This window comes from Meiothermus sp. (genome assembly GCF_025056915.1).
GTDB lineage: Bacteria > Deinococcota > Deinococci > Deinococcales > Thermaceae > Meiothermus.
In genome coordinates this window covers 92,043-109,842 of record NZ_JANWVH010000001.1, presented here as the reverse complement: position 1 = coordinate 109,842, position 17,800 = coordinate 92,043, and the positions used below count along the sequence as shown (strand labels likewise).

14 protein-coding genes and 1 other RNA gene are annotated in these 17,800 nt (G+C 64.0%); 7 read left to right on the top strand and 8 right to left on the bottom strand.

The features are described from left to right. Nucleotides 1–38: 38 nt before the first annotated feature. The 3 genes from NZN28_RS00495 to NZN28_RS00485 form a co-directional block, all read right to left on the bottom strand. A complete protein-coding gene (locus NZN28_RS00495; protein WP_295394505.1) occupies nucleotides 39–590 on the bottom strand; it encodes a protoglobin domain-containing protein in 552 nt (183 codons plus the stop codon). A gap of 109 nt (nucleotides 591–699) precedes the next feature. Continuing rightward, nucleotides 700–1,257: a protoglobin domain-containing protein gene (locus NZN28_RS00490; protein ID WP_295394566.1), complete on the bottom strand. Its 558-nt coding sequence runs from the start codon at nucleotides 1,255–1,257 to the stop codon at nucleotides 700–702. A gap of 447 nt (nucleotides 1,258–1,704) precedes the next feature. Then, entirely contained in the window at nucleotides 1,705–6,201 is a 4,497-nt protein-coding gene (locus tag NZN28_RS00485) for a glutamate synthase-related protein (protein WP_295394503.1), read from the bottom strand. A 289-nt stretch (nucleotides 6,202–6,490) separates the two neighbouring features. Between NZN28_RS00485 and NZN28_RS00480 the strand changes: the two genes are divergently transcribed. After that, complete coding sequence (locus NZN28_RS00480) at nucleotides 6,491–6,763, top strand: stage V sporulation protein S (RefSeq protein WP_013014065.1); 273 nt, start codon at nucleotides 6,491–6,493, stop codon at nucleotides 6,761–6,763. A 137-nt stretch (nucleotides 6,764–6,900) separates the two neighbouring features. Here NZN28_RS00480 and NZN28_RS00475 read toward each other — a convergent pair whose 3' ends face one another. The 4 genes from NZN28_RS00475 to NZN28_RS00460 form a co-directional block, all read right to left on the bottom strand. Then, entirely contained in the window at nucleotides 6,901–7,437 is a 537-nt protein-coding gene (locus NZN28_RS00475) for a DNA-3-methyladenine glycosylase 2 family protein (protein ID WP_295394564.1), read from the bottom strand. Between the two features lie 53 nt (nucleotides 7,438–7,490). Beyond that, nucleotides 7,491–7,967 (bottom strand): cyclic pyranopterin monophosphate synthase MoaC, encoded by a 477-nt coding sequence (gene moaC / locus NZN28_RS00470; protein ID WP_295394496.1) that lies wholly within the window; start codon nucleotides 7,965–7,967, stop codon nucleotides 7,491–7,493. 42 nt (nucleotides 7,968–8,009) lie between these two features. After that, nucleotides 8,010–8,780, bottom strand: a complete 771-nt coding sequence (locus tag NZN28_RS00465) for an ABC transporter permease (RefSeq protein ID WP_295394493.1) — start codon at nucleotides 8,778–8,780, stop codon at nucleotides 8,010–8,012. Nucleotides 8,781–8,894: 114 nt separating this feature from the next. Next, the gene (locus NZN28_RS00460; protein WP_295394490.1) at nucleotides 8,895–9,812 is read right to left on the bottom strand and encodes an ABC transporter ATP-binding protein; all 918 of its coding nucleotides are present in this window, start codon (nucleotides 9,810–9,812) and stop codon (nucleotides 8,895–8,897) included. 322 nt (nucleotides 9,813–10,134) lie between these two features. Here NZN28_RS00460 and ffs point away from each other — a divergent pair. From ffs to mce, 6 genes are all read left to right on the top strand, one after another. Continuing rightward, nucleotides 10,135–10,228: signal recognition particle sRNA small type (gene ffs / locus NZN28_RS00455), an RNA gene on the top strand. A 173-nt stretch (nucleotides 10,229–10,401) separates the two neighbouring features. Beyond that, on the top strand, nucleotides 10,402–11,418 hold the full coding sequence (locus NZN28_RS00450) for an LptF/LptG family permease (protein ID WP_295394488.1): 1,017 nt from the start codon (nucleotides 10,402–10,404) through the stop codon (nucleotides 11,416–11,418). Nucleotides 11,419–11,484: 66 nt separating this feature from the next. Further along, the gene (locus NZN28_RS00445; RefSeq protein ID WP_295394485.1) at nucleotides 11,485–12,525 is read left to right on the top strand and encodes an LptF/LptG family permease; all 1,041 of its coding nucleotides are present in this window, start codon (nucleotides 11,485–11,487) and stop codon (nucleotides 12,523–12,525) included. Continuing rightward, nucleotides 12,522–15,470 carry an LPS-assembly protein LptD gene (locus NZN28_RS00440; protein ID WP_295394482.1) on the top strand — a complete coding sequence of 983 codons (2,949 nt, stop codon included), beginning with the start codon at nucleotides 12,522–12,524 and terminating at the stop codon, nucleotides 15,468–15,470. Before NZN28_RS00445 ends, NZN28_RS00440 begins: the two co-directional genes overlap by 4 nt. Nucleotides 15,471–15,474: 4 nt before the next feature. After that, entirely contained in the window at nucleotides 15,475–16,689 is a 1,215-nt protein-coding gene (locus NZN28_RS00435; RefSeq protein ID WP_295394478.1) for a hypothetical protein, read from the top strand. A gap of 55 nt (nucleotides 16,690–16,744) precedes the next feature. After that, the gene (mce, locus tag NZN28_RS00430; RefSeq protein ID WP_295394476.1) at nucleotides 16,745–17,140 is read left to right on the top strand and encodes a methylmalonyl-CoA epimerase; all 396 of its coding nucleotides are present in this window, start codon (nucleotides 16,745–16,747) and stop codon (nucleotides 17,138–17,140) included. A gap of 1 nt (nucleotide 17,141) precedes the next feature. On the opposite strand, the gene NZN28_RS00425 is transcribed toward mce, so the two are convergent. Then, entirely contained in the window at nucleotides 17,142–17,741 is a 600-nt protein-coding gene (locus NZN28_RS00425) for a DedA family protein (protein WP_295394474.1), read from the bottom strand. Nucleotides 17,742–17,800: the final 59 nt, after the last annotated feature.

Genomic DNA, 17,800 nt, shown 5'->3' with positions numbered 1-17,800 from the left:
GGCCGCCACTCCTTGCCGAGCAAGGGTCCTTTTCAAGCTCAACGGGCTTTCTCCAGCAGCACCCGCGCCCCTTCCATCAGGGCTAGCTGCTCGTTTTCGGTCAGCTTGAGCCCTTCCCACAGCGCACTGAAATAGCTCTCTTGCATGAGGGCAATCTCGATGGCCATGATTTTTTCAAAGGCTGTAATGGCCGCCAGAATATCCGCGCCGCGCAGCGCGTTGCGAAGGTGCTCGAGGGTCAGCTCCTGCACGATGCCCACCGCTGGAATGAAGTGTCCAGGTCGAACACCAACCCGCGCATGCACCAGCCCAATCTGAATTCGGCGTCGGGCATAGGCCTCATCGTACAGACCGGAAAAAAGCTCCCGATACCAGACCGCAAAGGAACGATACAGCCGCTCGACCCGACCCGGCACGCTCCACAGTATCTCGTGCATCTCGGGGTCGCGGCCCAGGTAATCGTAAAAGGCCAGGGCTACCTCGGGGGCCAGGGGGCCGGCAATAGGCTCGAGGCTTTTCAGGGTGTGGATGTGCTGCGACGTCAACCCCGTGCGACGCACCAGGGTTTGCAGCAGCTCTTCAGCCTTCATCCCAGGGATTGTACTTCAGGGATACCAGTGTCTCATAGCCGATGGCCCGTTGTAGAAAGCCACTGCATGGCTTATCTTGCCCGCGACCCTGAATCCCTGACCCACCCGTTCAGTTGGCTTTTCCCAGCATAGCCCTGGCCCCCGCCACCAGGGCTTTCTCCTGGTCGGCAGCCACCCCCAGGCGATACCCGTACTCCATGGCCTGCATATAGCTATCCTGCATTATGGCCGCCTCGATGGCCATGATCTTCTCGAAGGCTTCCACCGCACTGAAGATTTCGGGGGAACGCAGGGTGTTGCGCAGGTGCTCGAGGGATAACTCCTGCACGATGCCAAATGCGGGCACGATGAAACTGGGCTTGACCCCGATGGCGGCGTGCACCAGGCCAATGCGAGCCCGCTTCTCGGCATACTCGTCGTCGTATAAACCACAAAAAAGCCCCCGGTACCAGTCGGCAAAGCTTTGATAGAGCCGCTCGACCCTGCCAGGAGAGTCCCAGAGGATGGCCCGCATCTCGTCATCCCGGCCCAGGTAATCGTAGAAGGCCAGGGCAATTTCTGTAGCCATTGGGGCCATGAGGGGCTCCAGCCTCCGAAGCATCTGGATATGCCGCTCTTGCAGTCCGGTACGCTCCATCAGCTTGGTCAGTAGAGCCCCGGCTTCCATTTGGGACAATTGTACCTTGACATAAAATCGTCGGAAAGCTACCGAACAAAGATTGAATCCCAATACAGAATGCGTTTTTGGACACACTCCAACAAGTCAGCTTGGTTTCGGTTGCACCAGGTCATACCAACCTTGCTTGAACACTTTGAATGCCAATGACTGCTGCGCCGCATAAAAGCCCGTACAACCACACCCGCACGGTGAGCGAAATGAGTCTACCCTAGCCCGGACTCGCTCTGTCCCTCCCCTACCTCGGAGGGGTAGGGGGGCCCGGTGGGGTGGCTGGGCTGGCCCTTCACGCAACGAGCCGATTGGGGGTCTTGTCCGATACCCTCCCCAACCACGCGGAAGAGAGCGGTTCGTCAAAGCAAAGGTTAGGGCGTAGGGGGACGGGTGGTAGAGACCCACCCCCCACCTTCGAGAACCTTGTACCCCTAATACTCGGTACTACTCGGTGCTGACCTCCTGCACCACTTGCTGGTTGGTGGGCAACACCATGCGGAAATGGGTCGCAGGGTCGGCCAGCAGCTTCATCAAACGCTCGGCCTTGTCTTCGCGCTCGGCGTCGCGCAAAGCGTCGAGATAGGCGCTCATCAGTTCGCGCACGTCGGCAATCCCGCGCTCGTCTAGTTTCTGGATGGTGACCTTGGCCCCTTTAGCCAGCCGCCGGTGCATGGCTTCCTCGTTGAGGCCCATTTCCGGCCAGAAGCGCAGGTAAACCCGCCCCCCGGTCATCCCGGAGCAGATCCACGGGCCCGGGTCGCCGAGCACCACTGCCCGTCCGCGGGTCATGTATTCGAAGGCAAAACCCTTGGCTTGAGCGCGGGCCGCAATGTTGCCGAGTTCGTCCTGCACGGGCCGGTCTGGCTCGCCGGCCAGCACCACATCGGCCCCCGAAAGGCGGATGCAGAAACGGCTGTCGGCCTGCCCTTCCACAATCAGCAAGCCGCCGATGGCGCCATAGGCGAAAGACTTCCCTACCGAGCCGTCCACGTACTGGCCAAAGGGGTTACGGCCCTTGAGGATGGCCACCTTGCCCCCGTAGGCATTCTTGGCAATGCCGTCCTGAGCGCCCCCTTCAACCACAATGTCCAGCCCCTCTACGTTGAAGGCCGCAATGCCGTTGCCTGCCACGCTCCCTGCATCGAAGCGAAGCTCCACTTTGGCATCCCAGCCCTTGCCATACAGGCGACGCCGGGCAATCTCGCCGGCCAGGTGGGTGCCCAGGGCGCGGTCGGTTGAGCCGACCGGCCCTTCCTGGAACAGAAGCGCCCGACCGCCCTCGGCGTAAGCGCCGGTGACCACCTCGGTAATCGAGCGGGTCAGCTGGTTCAGGGGCTTGCGCAGCACGTGGGCCGAGCGCTCACCCAGCCACTCAGGGGCCGTCACCGGCTCGAAGAAGTAGCTAAGGTCGAGTTCCTCGTGGTGGCTTTCCTGCGTCAACAGGTCGCTGCGGCCCACCAGTTCCCGCAGGCTTGCTGCGCCGAGGGCTGCGACCATGCGCCGCAGTTCGTCGCCCTTAGCGCCGAAGAAATGAACCAGCTGCTCAACGGCCCGGTCTTGCTCCTGGGGCACAAACCGCTTCAGACCATGGGCCTGGGCCTGCTCCACGGTTTCAATCTGGGTGGCGATGCCCACATGGCAGGTGTCCATCTGGCACTGGCGGCAGATGGTGCAGCCAATCGCCACCATGGCCATGGTGGCCATACCTACCCGGTCGGCCCCCAAAAGCACCATCCGCAAGGTGTCGTAGGCGGTTTTGAGACCGCCGTCGGCCCAGAGTTCGACCTTGTCGCGCAGCCCCGCCCGCACCAACGCCCGATGTGCGCGGCGTACCCCGATTTCCACCGGCAGCCCGGCGTATTTGAGGGCGTGCCAGCGGGCGGCCCCGGTGCCACCTTCGAAGCCCGAGAGGGCGATCACGTCGGCCCCGGCCTTGGCGATACCCACGGCGATGGTGCCGATGCCCGGAATGACCGGCACCTTGACCGAGACCTTGGCCTTGGGGTTGATGGTTTTGAGCTCTTCAATCAATTGGGCCAGGTCTTCGATGGAGTAGAGGTCGTGGTTGTTGGAGGGTGAAATCAGATCCACACCGGGCACCGCGTTGCGGGCTGCGGCCACCTTGGCCGTGACCTTTTTGCCCGGCAGGTGACCCCCCTCGCCGGGCTTGGCCCCCTGGCCGATTTTAATCTCGATAAAGCCCGCCGAGTTGAGCATGTAGGCATGGGCCCCAAAGCGGCCCGAGGCCACTTGCTGCCCGCGCCAGTGGGTGTATTTGCCCAGCATATCGGGGATTTCGCCGCCTTCCCCGTTGATGCAGACCATGTTGAGCTTTTTGGCCGCCTCGATATAGGCCCTAAAGCTGGCCTCGCCCTGGGAGCCAAAGCTCATGGCGGTAATCACAAAAGGCAGGGAGTGTCCCCCCACGCTCAGGTCCACTTCCTCCGGGCTGACCGGGGACTTGTTTACCGACTTGATGCCCAACAGTTGTCGGGCTGCAACCGGCGATTCTTGCTCGAGCCCCCGCACTTTCTCCTGGAAGTGCTCGTAGGGCGACTGGCCCGAGGAAACCTCCATGGCCGCCTTGAAGATGCGGGGATTGAAGCGGAAGTCCTTGGCCGGCAGAACCTTTTCGGCATTGAGCAGGTTGAGCCGCTCCAAGAGGGTGCGCTCGAGCTCCAGCAGGCCGTAGCCGGCCTTATCGGAGCCCAGGAAGTTGCGGATGCCGAACTCCTGGGCCAGATCGGGCTTGAGGCCGATGGCGCTGAAGATGCGCCCGTAGCCGCGCACCTCGTGGATGCCCATGGTGGAGATGACCTTTTCCAGGCCCTTCTTGAGGCCCTCGAGCAGGTTTTGCAAACCCAGCACACCCTTGGCGGCCTGGGCCTTCTGTTGCATGAGCCAGGGGGCGACCGCATCGGCCCCCAGGCCGAGGCAGACCGCCACATCGTGCAGGTTGCGCACCCCGCCCGAGTGCACCAGGATTGAGGTGCGACGGCGCAGGGAGATGCCCTCCCCATCGCGGGCCTCCTCGAGCGAACGGCCAATCGCCGCCAGGGCCAGGTACACATCCAGCCAGACCCCGCCCTCAAAAGCCCCCCGGTCGGAAAGCACCAGGAGTTCAGCCCCGCTCTGGACGGCCTCCACCGCGCTTTCCTGGAGTCGCCTGAGCCCGGCAGCAATCCCCTCCTCCACCGAAAACTGCAAGGGCAGCACCACGTGCTCAAACCGGCGCAGGGCCTCTTCATAGGTCAGGGTGCCCTGGCCTTGTGCAATGGCCCCAACGGTGGGCGCGGTCTCTTCCAGAAGCACCGGTACGACCATTTCTTCTACGTGGCCCGCCCCCCGTCCGTCGGGCAGGGGCCGACGCCCCAGGATGCTGCGGGTGGAGAAGTGTTCAATCTCGCGCTCGCGGTCAATGGCCGGGTTGGTCACTACCGCCACCGTTTCCTTGAAGAACTCCGAGAGGTTGGGCTTCTCGGGGTTCAGCGCCGCGATGGGGCCGTCGTAGCCGAGCGAGCCGATGGGCTCGTTGCCGTTTTCGGCCAGGGCCTCAATGTAACCGGCGTCCCAGCGGTCCCAGCCGTAGGCCCGCTCGAGGTTCAGCGAGGGCGGCGCGGGCTTGTCTTCCACCTGGGCCTCGCTGCCCCCGGCCAGCGGGGGAACCGAGCCGTAGCGCGGCCCGGCCAGATGGGTGCGGTAGCCCTCGAGGCTGTGGGTTTTGGTCAGGATGCGCTCCAGCACCTGACGCTGGTGGCGGTCGAAGGGAAAAAGCCGCGCCCCATCGGAGGTCAGGCGCAGGTACATCTTTTCCCCCGGGGCAAAGGGGCGGGGCTCGGAAACGAACTCCTCCACCGTAAAAACCCCCCGCTCCGAGCTGAAAACGTACTCCGATTCGGTCTCAACGAACCACAAGGGCCGCAGCCCCATGGCATCGGTGCCAAAAACCGCCTCCTCACGGTGGCGTGTGACCAGCGCAGCGGGCCCCTGGGCCAGCGGGCCAAAGCGCTGGCGCAGGCTCATGTACAGGTCTTGCAAGGCCGGGGAGTAGTTCTTAATCTCACCCAAAATGGGGGGAAAGACCACATCCATGGCCTCCGGCAAGGAGAGGCCAAAGCGGTAAAGCAGGCCCTCGAGGATGCGGTTGAGGTCTTGCGAATCGGAACCACCGGTGAGAGGGATATTCAAAAAACGCCCTTCGCGCCGCAGCCGCTCGATGGTGTTAATCTCGCCGTTGTGGCCCAGCAGGCCAAAGGGCTGCACCGCCTCGAAGGTGGACATGGTGTTGGTGGAGTAGCGGTTGTGGCCCAGGGTGAGGGTGGATTTGTACTCCGCCCGCGAGAGCTCCGGGAAGTAGCGCTTGAGAATCTCGGCGGAGCCGCGCACCTTGTACACCACGGTGGCCGTGGAAAGCGAGACCACATGCACCGGGAAGCGCTCTTCCAGCAGCAGCCCCAGCTCCCACAAGGGGCCATCGCCATCGGTAGAGAGCCCGGCCACCTGGTAAAAAAGCGGCTCGGTGCGCTTGCCCACCGGCCCCAGCACGCTGCTGTTGGTCTCTCCCTTGCGCTCCAGCAACAGCTTGATGCCCCGCCTGGAGCCCTCTACCCGGAACAAATCGAAAAGCTCTTGCACCCGCGTGGCTTCGCTCTTGGGAACAAACAGGTGTCCCACAAAAAAGCGGGGGTTCTGGGCCAGGTTGCTATCCAGCCCCGCTTCATAGAGGTAACCGGCCCATAGCTCGCGCGGGAGGTCGGTCTGGATGCCTGTGCCATCCCCTTCCCCCCGAATCAAACCGGCACGGTGGGCCATCTTATAGAGGCTTTCGATGGTACGCTGCACGTTGGCATGGCTGGGGCGTGCGCTTTTTTCGGCGATGGCAATAATCCCACAAGCATCGCGTCCATTTGGTATACCAGGATAAGCCTCACTAAATTTCATCTGACCAGACCTCCAGAGCTAGGCAAACAGGATGTGGGGGAAGAACCTCCGCATAAGTTTGCGAAGATTTGAAGCAGTATACGAATCCCCCTGCCTTGCGTCAATACGAAGCAGGCGGTGTAGAAATCCTGCATTTGATGGTTTGGGACGATTTACCCAGCCTCGGCTGCCCAACCACGGCGAAAGCCGGTAAAAAACCCACCATGAACGCATTTTCTTGACATTGCATCCCTATTGCACCTACAATGCAATTAATGCATTGAGGGAGCGTTGGGCCTGGGGAGGTACTGTGGAAACGCTGCGTGTATCCGGCAAGTCACGTCCCAACTCCGTTGCGGGTGCTATTGCAGCTTTGCTGCGCTCCCAGAGCGAGGTCGAGGTACAGGCCATTGGCCCCGAGGCAGTCAATCAAGCGGTCAAGGCGATTGCAATTGCCAGGGGTTATATTGCCCCCGATAACCTCGACCTGATTGTGAAACCCGCTTTTGTAAAGCTCGAGCTCGAGAGCGAGGAACGCACTGCCCTGCGTTTCACGGTGCGCAGCCAACCCCTGCAACCCTGAGCAGTTTGCTCCAACCAAGAGCGGTCTGGCCAGATTGCTAGTGGCCGTTTATGCCGGAGGCCGGAGGTTGCGTCTTTTTTGACGCATTCTCGTTTTCGTGGGCGGCCACGTCTGTGAAGAGCGCGATTAAGTTGGTTTCACTCCAGTACCCGCCACAAATACCAGGCCGCGTGCGAGCGGTAGGGCCGGAAACGCTCCCCGAGTTCTTCGAGAGCCTCTCGCTCGCTAATGCCGTACAGTTGTAGGGCCCCTTTGCGAATGCCCAGATCAAGCACCGGCCAGACATCGGGGCGGCCCAGGCCAAACATCAAAAACATCTGCACCGTCCAGACCCCAATGCCCCTGACCTGGGTCAGGCGACGGATGACTTCCGGGTCGGGCTGGTGTTCAATGCCCAGGAGGCCCCCTTCCAGGGCAAAGCGCGACAAATCCTGCACGTAGCGGGCCTTGGCATTCGACAACCCCACTGCCCGCAAATCCTCGGTGCGGGCCTGCCAGAGCACCTCGGGCTCGAGCGCAAAGCGGCTCGAGAGGCGCTGCCAGATGGTGTCGGCAGCCTTGCCGGAAAGCTGCTGGCTCACAATGGAGCTGAGCAGCACCACATACGGCGCACGCCGTGGAAAAGGATGCGGCGCAAAGGGCGCGGGGCCGTGCTTCGCCGCCAGCTTCTGCATGGCTTCATCGGCAAACCTGACCTGGAGCTTGGGAGGCGCGGGCATATTTGAGTCTAGCGGCTCCGCTTCCACTCACCCGACTTGCCCCCGGCCTTGTGCAAGAGGCGCAGGTCGGTAATTTCCAGGCCCTTGCTGGCCGCCTTGAGCATGTCGTAAACGGTCAGGGCCGCGACCGCGCAGGCCGTGAGGGCTTCCATCTCCACCCCGGTCTCGGCTTTGGTCTTGACCGTGGCGGTGATGTGCACCCGGGCTTCTTCCGGCACAAAACGAAGCTCGACCTCGGCGCTGGTGATGGGCAGCAGATGGCACAGGGGAATCAGCTCCCCGGTTTTTTTGGCCGCCAGAATGCCCGCAAGCTGGGCCACGCTCAGGGGGTCGCCCTTCCCCACCCCGCCTTCCCGAAGCGCCTCCACCGCCTCCGGTTGCAACCGCACGGTGGCCTCGGCGGTTGCGGTCCGCAGGGTGGGGCTTTTCTCGCTTACATCCACCATGCGCGGCCTGCCCTCCTGGAAATGGGTGAGTTTGCTCATAGCTAAAGCCTAAGGCCCAAAGGCGAAAGCGGAAAGCCTGCCTCAGATGTCCTTGCGCTCGAAGATGAGCAGGGCCAGAAAGGCGAAGCCCACCGTGTAGATGATGAGCAAAGGCAGGCCCAGAGCCACCGCGGCGGGGCGGATGTACAGGTCCAGGTAGCTGGTCAGCAGGAAGGGCTGGATGGCCGGGAAGGCGATCAGAAGGCGCATCAGGAGCAGGGTCGAGACCGCCGCCAGCGCCGCCGAGGTGGTGCTGAGGAAGACCACCGCGTAGAGCATGGCCAGGGCCGAGAGGGGCCAGAGCACCACCGCAGCCAGGGCATGGGCCCGCACCAGCTCGGCCAGGGCACCGGAGGGCGTGAGCTGGCCCACACCCGCAAAGCTACCCTCACCCAGGCCGGTGCCCCCGAAGAAGCTGCCCAGGCCAAAAGGCAGGCCAGCCAGCAACGAACCCACCAGGCTCACCAGCAGCAAGATGAAGGGGTAGGCCAGCACCACGATGATTTTGGCCCCCAGCAAGCGACTGCGCGGACTGGGGCGCAAAAGCACCGACTTGAGGGTGCCCATCGAGACTTCCGAGCCCAGCACCTCCGCCGCCGCCATGGCGGTCAGGAAGGGAAACAGGAAGTCCATCCCGGTCAGGAGCGACAGCGCCGGCACCTGCCAGCCCGAGACCAGCTCGAGGCCATACTGCGCCCTGAGCCCTGGCGCAAAGGCCCACAAAACAGGGAGCACCAAAGCCGCCAGCAGCCCAATCTGCACCGAGCGCAGCCGCACCAGCTTGCCAAATTCCCAGATCAGTACCCGCAGCATGGTGCACTCCTTTCATCGAGGTGTTGGTTTCGGGGAAATACCTCGGCAGTAAAGAGCAAGCCCTTCGGTTCCTCCCCGAGCCCTGCACCCTGCGCCCAGACCCCTGCTTTCTGGCTACGCATGTTTCACCCTTTCGCGGTAGTAGTCGTAGAGGTCGAAGTAGTCGGGCTCGAGGAACTGCACCTGGAAGTTCTCGCGCACCAGCGCGGCCAGGGCCACATTGGGCGAGCCCTCAAAAATTACGTTTACATCGCGCAGGCTCACGTTCTGCACCCCCGGCACGGTCTTGAGGAAGGCCGCGGCTCGAGGCGGATCGTCCACCCGCAGGCGGTAGGTTTCGCCCTTGGCCCCCAGCTTGACCTCTTCCAAAAGCCGCCCCCCGCCCAGGATGCCCACCTTGTCGGAATAGGCCGAGACCTCGCGCAGGTGGTGGGTGGACAGGAGCACCGCCACCCCTTTCCAGGCCAGCTCAGCCAGAATTTCGTGAACCTTGCTGATGCCTTGGGGGTCGAGACCGCTGGTGGGCTCGTCCAGGATGAGGATTTGCGGCTCGTGCAGGATGGCCGAGGCCAGCCCCAGGCGCTGACGCTGGCCGAGCGAGTAGGTTCGCACCGGCTGGTCGGCCACCGAGAGCAGCTCGAGCCTGGCCAGTACCTCGCGGATGCGGGCATCCACATTGGACATACCCGTCAGAAAAGCGATCATCTCGAGGTTCTGCCGCCCGGTCAGGTGGGGGTAGAAAGCCGCCGGGGCCTCCACCACCGCCCCCAGGGCCCGCCGGGCCAGGTAGCCGCCGTTGTAGATGTCCTGCCCTAGCATCCGCACCACCCCTGAGGTGGGGAAAGCCAGACCCGTCAGCAGGCGAATCAGGGTGGTCTTGCCGGAGCCATTGGGCCCGGCCAGGGCATAGACCTCGCCCGGCTGCACGGCAAAGGTGATGTTCTCCAGCACGGGTTTGCGCCCGTACTTCTTGCCCAGTTGCTGGGCCTCGAGGGCCGCACCGGGGGCGCTGGTTGCCACCGCTTCACTCATGGGTGTGATTATACGCAGGTAACGCGCCGGGCCTGGTTCACGTGCGGCAGATGCGTGAACGGCGTAACGAGGTGGAAGGGATGGCTGCGTGGTTGGGTTGGCCAAGAAGTGGGCTCATAGCGGATAGCCAGGTCTATGGTCAATCATCTACAGTGCCGACGGCCAGAGTACCAAATCAGCGAGGCTGGACTCGACGTATGAGCTCTTCTGGAACTTGCCGCACGCGACAGGTATTTTCGACGGTGCGAACCAGAGCGCCCCATCGAGAGCTTGTCCACCCCACCTTGCCTTTGGGCGTTCGTATGTTATCCTCGAGGTCGCGTCCTCGGTCTGACGCGGCGCACCAGCGTGAACCGGGTCAGGGCCGGAAGGCAGCAGCCCTAAGCGCCACGGAGCGGGTGCCGTCAGGGAGCCGGGGGCGCTTTTTTTGTGCATGAACGAAGCGTGAAAAAAGCCTCACGCGCGGGTTCTCGATCAACCACTGCCGGGCAAAAACAAATCCCAAACCCCTTGAACCTCTCGAGATTATCGCTATAGAGGGTCAAATTGGCCGCTTCTCACCTGGCCGCCCCTTATACTTCGCTCTGGGATGTTGCAGCGTTATTTATTACGCGAAACGTTGTCTCTGTATCTGCTGGGCGTGCTGCTATTCGTGGGGCTGATCACCTTCGATCTGCTCTCCTCGCTTTCGGGGGCCTTCCTGCGGGCCAAAACCCCCGTGGCCGAAATAGCCCAAATGGTGGCCTACCGGGTGCCCTACACCCTGGGCATCGCGCTGCCGCTGGGGCTGGTGTTTGCGCTCTTGGTGGCCCTGGCCCGCTGGATTCGCCAGTCCGAACTCAAGGCCGCCTTTGCGGCGGGGGTGCCGCCCCGCAGCTTCATTGCGCCGGTAGTGGGGCTTTCGCTGCTGGTGGGGGCGGTGGTGCTCTACAACGAAGGCTGGCTCAAGCCCATTGCCCAGGAACGCTTTGAGGCCTTGCAGTACAAAATTTACTACGGTTCCGAGCCCTCGGGCGTCCTGACCGAGCGCACCTACACCCCCCAGGGGCTGGGCGTGTACTATGCCCAGCGCATCTATCCGCCGCCGGAAGGGGGGGTGGGCTCGAGGCTGGAGGGCGTCCGGGTGGTGGAGCCAGGGGGTTCAATCTGGAGCGCCGAGCGAGGGGTCTGGGTCAGCGGCGCCTGGCGGCTGCAAAACGCCTACCGGGTCGACCCCAACGGCAAAATCTTCCAAGAGGCCGAACACCCCCTCCCCTTCCCCGTGGGGGTACAGCCCAAGGCCCTCTCCTATGAGGCCATGCCGATGCCCGACCTGCACGCCGCTGCCCAAGCCGACCCCTCGGCCCAATTCCCCTTGGCCCGGCGCTATGCCAACGCCGCCGGCACGGTGGTGCTGGCCTGGCTGGCGGTTGTGATTGGCCTTTCGTTGCGCGAGGCAGCCTGGGCCTTTATTGCGGTGGTGGGGCTTATTTTTGGCTACTGGACGCTTTTTACCCTCTCGGCCCAGTTCGCCCGTTTCGACCTCTTGGGCGCGTATGGGGCCTGGCTGCCCAACCTGGTTTATGGGGGGCTGGCCCTTCTCGGCACCTGGAGGCTGGCCCGATGAGGAATCGTGCGGTATGGCTGGGGGCCAAAAGCCCCGCCTGGCCCCTGCCCCAAGCTGGAGGCAGCCGTGAACACCCTTGACCGCTACCTGACCCAGGAGGTTGGCGCTTATGTGCTGGGGTCGCTGGCGGTGGTGGTACTGGCCTTGCTGGGGGGGGCCTTGTACGAGGTGCTGGCGCCGCTTCTGGCCCGGGGGGCCGACCCCTGGGTGGTCAGCCAGTACCTGGCCTACCGGGTGCCCGAGGCGCTGGTCCGGGGGATGCCGCTGGCCTTCTTGTTTGCGCTTTTGCTGGTGCTCTCGCGCATGGGCGAGGAGTCCGAGCTCAAGGCCATGCTGGCCGGGGGGGTCTCCAAGCTGCGGGTGCTGTTTCCGCTCCTGCTGCTGGGCAGTTTCCTGTTTGCGGTGTGTTTGCTGGCCGCCGACAGCCTGGTGCCGCGCAGCTTGCAGCAGGGGCAGAATGTTTTGCGGCAGGCGGTGCTGCAAAAACCCAGGGCTTTGCTCCAGCCCGGCACCCGGCTGGTGGATGCCTATGGCCGCATTGTCTACGTGGGCGAGGTGAGCGATAGCGGCATCGGCCAGGTGCGGGTGATTACAGCCGAGGAAATTTTGCTGGCTGAAAAGGGGCGTTTTGAGCAGGGGGCACTGATTCTCTCGGAGGGGCTGCGGGTGACTTATGGGGGCGCTCGGCCCCGCACGGTCGCGCGCTTCGAACGGGCCACGGTGCCGCTGGTGGAGCTTTCCCTCGAGCCCCCCGGCGGCCTCTTCAGCCTGACGGTGGCCGAACTGCGCCAGCGCATTGCCCAGTACCAGGCCCAGGGGCTCCCCTACCACGCCGAACTCACCGCCCTGCAGCGCAAATGGGCCGAACCCGCCGCGGTGTTCTCGTTCGCCCTGTTTGCGGTGGGACTGGCTTTCTTCCTGCTGGGCGGCAGCCGCAGCCTGGGCATGCTGGGGGTGGTGGTGCTCACCTTCATCTACTACGCCACCTGGAGCGTGGGCCGCATCATGGGCGAACAGGGGGTGCTGCACCCCCTCCTGGCGGCCTGGGGGCCCAACCTGCTCTATGCGCTGGCCGGTCTGGCGCTTTTGCGACTGGGGAAACGATGAGCCCGGATGCTCTGAAACAGGGACTTAGGGTTTCGCTGCCACAGGGCCGAAGTCCTTGGCCCTACCAGTCCCGCCTCTGGCTGTTGCTGGCCCTGCTGATTATCTGGCTGGGCCCTTACGCACAGGCCCAGGAGGGCGAGGCCCCCTCCGCAGGCAAACGCCTGAAAATCCTCGAGGCCGAGCGCCTGGAACTCCGCAACGAGGCCGGCGAGGAGCTGGTCATTCTGGTGGGCAACCCGGTCAAGATGGATCGGGACGGCGAGAGCATCGAAGCCCCCCGGGTGGTGTTCAACCGCACCCGAAAGCGCCTTTTGCTCCTGGGCGGGGTGCGCTACCGGGACAAGCAGGGCCAGCTCATCGAGGCCCAGGAACTCGAGCTCTTCACCGACGACGAAAGCTTCGAGGCCATTCAGGTCAGAATCGAGTCGGGCGAGTTTTATCTGGAGGGGCCTATCTGCCAGCGGGCCGCCGGGCAGATCCTGCTGCAAGAAGGCTACCTGACCCCCTGCCAGCGCTGTGAGCAGGAGGTGGCCGATTATGCCTTCCAGGCCCAGGAAGTGCTGCTCTATCCGGGCGACCGGATCATCGCCCGGGGGGTGTGGGTGCTGCGGCGGGGCGAGCGCATCCTCTACCTGCCGGTGCTGCTGTTGTTCCTGAACGAGCGGCGGCCTAAGCTCGAGTTCGGCCAGAGCGAGAGCGACGGGGTGTTTGTAAGCGCCGACCTGCCCTACGTTTCCGATTTTGGCCTGGGCTTTACCCTGCTGCGCTACTTCGAGCGGCGGGGCTTTGGCTTTGGTTTCGACCACTACGGCATCGGGGCGGCGCAGGAGCGCTATCAGTTTTTGTACCTGCCCCCCCCTGCCGGGCTGGTGCTGCCCGACAGCGACCCGCGCAAGGACGGCATTTTCAAGTACCGTTTCAGCTACAAGCTGGAAGAGCCCGCGTTTCGCCTGGAGGGGCAGGTCGTGCGGGACGATAGCGCACAGGTCGAGCCGCGCTTTTTGCAGGGGGCGGGGGGCCAGCCCGACTACACCACCTTTCTGATCGAGGGGGCCACCCGGCAGGGCGAGCCCCTCTACCGCATCACCCTGGACGGCTACCTCGATCACAACCCCCTGGCCCTGCCCAACGAACGCACCACCCCCAAACGCCTGCCCGAGGCCGAGATTAGCTTTCCCAGGGGCCTCGAGGGCGAGCTGCGGCTCAACGGGCGGGTGTTGTTGGGCTACTACGAGGCCCCCAGCAACCCCCTCAACCGCAGCGCCCGGCGGCTCGGGCCTTACATTGGCGCAGGGCGGCTCTGGGTGGAGCACCGCAGCAGCTACCGTCCTGCCACGCCACCCTGGCCAGGCTTTAGTTTTAGCGTCGAGAACACCTTTATCGGGCGCTACTACAGCACCCAGAACTTCGACCCCCAGGGCAACCCCACCGAGTTCGAACGCCTGATTCGCTGGGATACCCGGGCCAGCGTGGGCCAGACCCTGGGGCCTTTCGGCGTGAACCTGAGCGTGAGCCGCAATGTGGTGGAAGGCGAGACCCCCTTCCAGTTCGACTATGAGCGCCCCCAGCGCACCAGCCGGCTGGAGGGTTCGTTCAGCTTCAACCCCGACCCCCTTTTCTCCCTCACCGCACGGGCCAGCCGCGACCTCGAGCGCCGCATCTTCGACCCCCCCGCCGAGCTAACCCTGGCCTCGCGCCCCTTCCCCTGGGTCAACTTCACTACCAGCCTGAGCCGCGACCTCGAGCAGGGCCGCTGGGGCCTCTTGCGTTCCAGCCTGGGCCTCTCCCCCGCCCCCTTCAGCCTGAACCTGTCCTACGAGCGGCAGCTCGAGCTGGGCCTGGACCGGCTCCTCACCCTGAGCGCGGCCTTCAACCCCACCCCCTTCAACTTTTCCCTGCGCACCGGCTACCGCTACTGGGACGTGCAGGAAAAAGAGACCCGGCCCCCCGACCAGATTCCCCTCATTGCCCGCTACGACCCTCTGGAGCTTGCCGCGAGCTACAACCCCCCCGGCAACACCACCTCGCTCAGCCACAGCCGTGACCTGAACAACGGGCAGGCCATCCGCACCGAACTCAACCTGGTCTTGCAGGAGGCCCCCAACAGCTTCCGCCTGCGCCAGAGCTTCACCCACCTGTACACACCGCTGCCCTCCACCCTCAACCCCACGCCCACGGCCACCCCGGCCTTTCTGGACGGCCTGGCCCAGCTCACCCTGGGCCTGCATACCTTTGTGTTCACCAACGCCGTCGGCTTCAGCCCCGGCAGCGAGAGCCGCTTCCGGCTGGGCTACCAGTACAGCGCCGACCTCTTCCAGGCCGACCTGTTGTGGAGCTACCGCGAGGGCCTCTTGCGAAACCCCCGCCTGGCGGTGCGGGCCGCGGTGCGCGAACCCGAGGTGTTCATCAACGAGGTCTCGGCGGAGTTTCACTTCCCCGAAAGCGAAAACCCCCTCACCCTCGAGGACGACACCCAGGCTTTCCTGCGCTTCGTACGCTTCAGCGGCGAGCTGGAAATTGTCCCCGCCCCCCTGCGGGCCGAAGACCCCCCGGGCCTTTCGCTCCAGGGATTTGTGGCCCTCGAGCGCCTTTCGGACAACAGCGGACGCTTCCGCGTGACCCTGCGCGAGTTTGGCCCCACCTTTAGCTTCATGGGCCTCGAGAAAACCCGCCTGTTTTTACGCATGGTGTGGAACGCCCCTGAAAGCGGCGGGGTCAACCCCAGGGAATTTTTTCTGCCCAACCTCGAGGGCACCATCCTGCGCCCGCGCCTCGACCTTGTCGTGGATCGTTGCTGCTGGGCTTTCCGGGCCAGCCTGGATACCCTCAAACAGGAGTTCAAGTTTTCCTTTGCCCTGGGGGGCGATGCCGCCGAGTTCCTCTTCAACCAGAACAACATCGTCCTGCCGGGCGGCATCCGGCTGCCCAGCCCTGGAGGAAGGTAAAAATATGGGCAACCCGTTTCTGTGGCTCTCGGTTCAAAAAGCGCCCGCTGCGCTCCGCCGGAGGAAGGCTTCTGCGCCCCAGGCCTACTCAAGCAGGCTACACAGGGTGTACCTGACCGTGCTGCTCCTGGGTTTGCCCTTGCTCGCAAGCTGCACCGGCAGCAGCGAGGAACCCACCCGCGCCCTGCTGGCCGCCGGGGTCAACAACCCCAGCAACAACACCTACCAGATTCGCTTCTTCCAGAGCAGCACCCTCCAGCCCGGCAACTTCGACCTAGCCCGCCGGGTAGGTAGCTGGGACCTGGACGGGCCCATCGTGGGCCTGCTCTACCGCCGCAGCCTGCAGCAGGGGGCCAACGACCAGCTCTGGGTGCTGACCCCCAGCCGCCTGCGCCGCTTCAACGCCAGCAACCTCAGCGTGGATGACGTGGGAACCCCCCAGCTCGACGGCTTGGACCAGGCCCTGCCGGTGGACTGCTCGAGGGGCTACCTGCGCCAGGGACAGAGCAACCTGCTCTTGGTCTGCCCCCCCGCCCCCGCCGTACCCACACCCCCCATCGAGGCCTACCGGGCCTGGCTTATTCCCTTCACCGCCACCGCCCTGCCCGACCCGCTGGACTTCAGCAACCCCAACCTGGTGCGCCTGACCGCACCCGTTCGGCTGACCCTGGGCCCAAACGACCAGCTGCTCTACCTCACACCCGGCCAGTTCGGGCAGTACGATTTTGTCAACCCCTTTATCGAGCGGCCCCTGAGCCTGAGTGGGTCAAGCCCCACCGACCTGATTTTTGTGAACGGCCAGGCCCTGGGCCTCTTCGACGACAACGACCCCACCACCACCGACACCACCCTGGTTGCCTGGAACCTGGGCGCCACCAGCGAGGTGGGGCTCGTGCGCGACGCCAACCTCGCAGCGCGGCAGTTTGCCAGGGGCGCCCCGCCGGTCTTCGTGCTGGGTACCGGGCTGGCCCGTTTTGAAGGGGGCTTTCAATTGCCCCGCGAAAACGAGAGCGGGCTTTCCCGCAGCCGCCGCTACAGCACGGCCACGGTCGGCATTGACCAGTTCTTGTACATCGCCGACCAGGACACTCCCACCCTCTCGGTGATTGATTTGACCGTCAACATCGCCAGCGCCCTGACCAGCGCGGGGGTTCGCACTTCCTCGCTGGGCAGCTTCCAGGAGCGCATCGCCGGGCTGGCTTTTATCCCGGTGGAGTAGTCGAGCCTTACGAATATCCCTGTCCTGCCAATACGGATTGGGGTAGTTTGGGGATATGAACATCCACCATATCGGCATCGCCGTTGAAGACCTGGAGCAAGCCGCCCGGCCCTATCGGGTGCTGGGTTATGCCCTCGAGGCCCAGGGCACCGTAGAAAGCCAGGGGGTCGAGGTCTGGATGCTCAGGAGCGGGCCCAGCCGGCTCGAACTCCTCAAGGCCACCCGCCCCGACTCGGCCATCGCCCGCTTCATCGAAAAACGCGGGCCAGGCCTGCACCACATCGCCCTGGCCACCCCCAACCTCACCGCCGAGTTACAACAATTGGCGGCCCAGGGCACGCCCCTCATTGATGCCGCCCCTCGCCCCGGTTTTGGGGGGCACCGGGTGGCCTTCATTCACCCCAAGTGGTCAGGGGGGGTACTGGTCGAACTGGTGGAAGCCCACGAGTAGCCTACCCGGCTTTGCGGCTGGGCCAGCGCAGGTTCCCCGAGCGGTAGGCCCGCCAGGCCGCCAGCGCCACCGCAAAACCCACCCCGGCCAGCAAAATCAGGTATATGTAGCGCTCGAGGTGCGGAATTTTGGAGCCCACATAGTAGGCCAGCAGGGTCAGCCCCTGCGTCCAGAGCAGGCTTCCCAGCAAGCTCAGCACAAAAAAACGCCACCAGGGCATCTTCACCGTTCCACAGGTAAAGGGCACCACCGCCCTGAACACCGGCACATAAGGGCCAATCAGAATCGAGAGCGGGCCAAACCGGGCCATAAAGCGTCGGGTGCGTTCCAAATCTTCAGGCTTGACCCTGGCCCGGGTCAGCAAGGCCGGCCCGACCTTGCGCCCCAGCCAGTAGCCCAGGTTGTTGCCCAGCACCGAGCCCAAAAAGAGCGCCAGCAGGGCAATGGACAACTGCATTTTGTTGGCCGCCGCCAGCAAACCCACCGCAATCAAAAGCGAGTCCCCCGGCAGGAAAAACCCTACCAGGAGCCCCGTCTCCACAAATACCGTGGCGAAAATGCCCAGATACCCCACTGCCTGCACGTAGGCCGCAACATCCATAAACCCCACCCTAATCCAAAGGACACCCCTCCGGCAAGCTATTCCGACCTTTAACCCTG